At 71.3% G+C, this 2,363-nt stretch carries 1 protein-coding gene; it reads right to left on the reverse strand.

Features of this window, described 5'->3' with window-relative positions:
* Window positions 1-129: 129 nt before the first annotated feature.
* Window positions 130-2,229, reverse strand: coding sequence for a ribonuclease J (locus tag ABZ319_RS40320; RefSeq protein WP_354991866.1), 2,100 nt, complete (start codon window positions 2,227-2,229; stop codon window positions 130-132).
* Window positions 2,230-2,363: the final 134 nt, after the last annotated feature.

The following is a 2,363-nucleotide window of genomic DNA, read 5'->3' on the forward strand; positions in this document are numbered from 1 at the left end:
CAACACACTCCCCCCCACACTCTTCCCCTACCCCACGCACTACCTACCTGGCCACCCCGCGCACGCCCCCGCCAGCGGGTGCTGCCGGGCGCTTCCGGGTTGTGGCGCTTGCCCTTTCGGGCGGTCGAGCTAGACGCCGATGACCGTGGGGACGATCATCGGGCGGCGGCGGTACTTCTCCGCGACCCAGCGGCCGACCACGCGGCGCACGCTCTGGGCGATGCGGTGGGTGTCGGTCACGCCCTCGTTGGCCAGGCGGCGCAACTCCGCCTCGACCAATTCGTGGGTATCGGCCAGGGCGTCGGGATCGTCGGAGAAACCGCGACCGCTGACGCCCGGCGAGCTGACCGCCTTGCCGGTGGTGGCGTCGATGGCGACGGTGATCGAGATGAAGCCGCCCTCCCCCAGGACCAGACGGTCCGAGAGGGTGGATTCGCCGACGTCGCCGACCGAGAGGCCGTCCACGTAGACCTGGCCGACCGGAACCCGGCCGGTGATCGAGGCGATGCCGTCGACGAGATCGACCACGACGCCGTTCTCGGCCAGCACGACCCGCTCCTCCGGCACGCCGGTGGCCACCGCGAGCGCGGCGTTGGCGCGCAGGTGCCGCCATTCACCGTGCACCGGCATGGCATTGGTGGGCCGCACCGCGTTGTACAGGTACAGCAGCTCACCCGCCGAAGCATGCCCGGAGACATGGACTTTCGCGTTCTGCTGGGTGACCACGGTCGCGCCCACGCGGGCCAGGCCGTTGACCACCGCGAAGACGGCGTTCTCGTTGCCGGGGATGAGCGAGGACGCCAGCACCACGAGATCGTCGGCGCGGATGTTGATCTGGCGGTGATCGCCGCGGGCCATGCGCGAGAGCGCGGACAGCGGTTCGCCCTGCGAGCCGGTCGAGATCAGCACCAGCTTGTGCACGGGCAGGTTGGCGGCCTGATCGATGTCGACGACCAGCCCGTCCGGAATGTCGAGGTAGCCCAGGTCCACCGCGATCTGCATGTTGCGGACCATGGAGCGGCCGACGAAGCAGATGCGGCGGTCGTAGCGCTTGGCCACGTCCACCACCTGCTGGATGCGGTGCACATGTGAAGCGAAGGACGCCACGATGACCCGGCCCTTGGCCTTGCCGATCACGTTGTCCAGCACAGGGCCGATCTCACGCTCGGGCGTGACGAAGCCCGGGACCTCGGCGTTGGTGGAGTCGACCAGGAACAGGTCGACGCCCTCGTCACCGAGGCGCGAGAAGCCCGCGAGGTCGGTGAGACGGCCGTCCAGCGGCAGCTGATCCAGCTTGATGTCGCCGGTGTGCAGCACCATGCCCGCGGGGGTACGCACCGCGATGGCGAGCGCGTCCGGGATCGAGTGGTTGACCGCGAAGTACTCGCAGTCGAACGGGCCGTGCTGGGTGCGCTGGCCCTCGATGACCTCGATCAGCTTGGGCTGCAGGCGATGTTCGCGGCACTTGGCGGCCACCAGGGCGAGGGTGAACTTCGCGCCGATCACCGGGATGTCGCGGCGCAGGCGCAGCAGGAACGGCACCGCGCCGATGTGATCCTCGTGCCCGTGGGTCAGGATCACGGCCTCGACGTCGTCGATGCGGTTCTCGATGGGACCGAAGTCCGGCAGGATCAGGTCGACGCCCGGCTGCTGATCCTCGGGGAACAACACGCCGCAGTCGATGATGAGCAGCTTGCCGCCGTACTCGAAAACGGTCATGTTGCGGCCGATTTCACCGATGCCGCCGAGGGCGAACACGCGCAGGCCGCCCTTGGGGGCCTGCGGCGGGGCGGGCATCGAGCGGCGCTGCTGCTGCGAGGGCTGCTGATCGGTGCGCTCTCCGCGACCGGACTGGCGCGAACGGCCACCGCCGCCGGGCTTGCGCGAACGCTCCGAGGGGCGCGACTTGGGCGCGGAATCGTCCTGTCGCGCCTTGGCGGGCGCGGACTCGGCGGACGCGGCGGCCTTGGTCTGGGCGGCTCTCGCACGTTCGGCGGAACCGTTGCGCGAGCGGCCGTTCCGGGTCTCCGCGGCCTCGGCCGGCGCGGCAGCCTGTGCGGCCGGAGCTTCGGTCTTCACGGCCGGAGCCTCGGCCTGGGCGGCCTTGGTCTCGCGCGGCGCGGCCGGGGTTTCGGCTACCGGCGGCTTCGACTCGGCCGGAACCGGGGCGGGTGCGCCGGCGGCGCGGGACGCGGTGCGACGCGGGCGGCGTCCTTCGGGGCTGCTCATGCAAGCACCCCGGCGCTGCGCAGCTCGACGGCCAGGCCCGCGGGGGGCGGCGGGGTTGGGGTGGTGTGTGGGGAACAGGGGGCCCCCCGCGCGGTACCAAACACCCCCCCCCCCCCCCACGGGATGGAGCCCCC

This window comes from Nocardia sp. NPDC005978, assembly GCF_040614455.1.
Taxonomy (GTDB): domain Bacteria; phylum Actinomycetota; class Actinomycetes; order Mycobacteriales; family Mycobacteriaceae; genus Nocardia.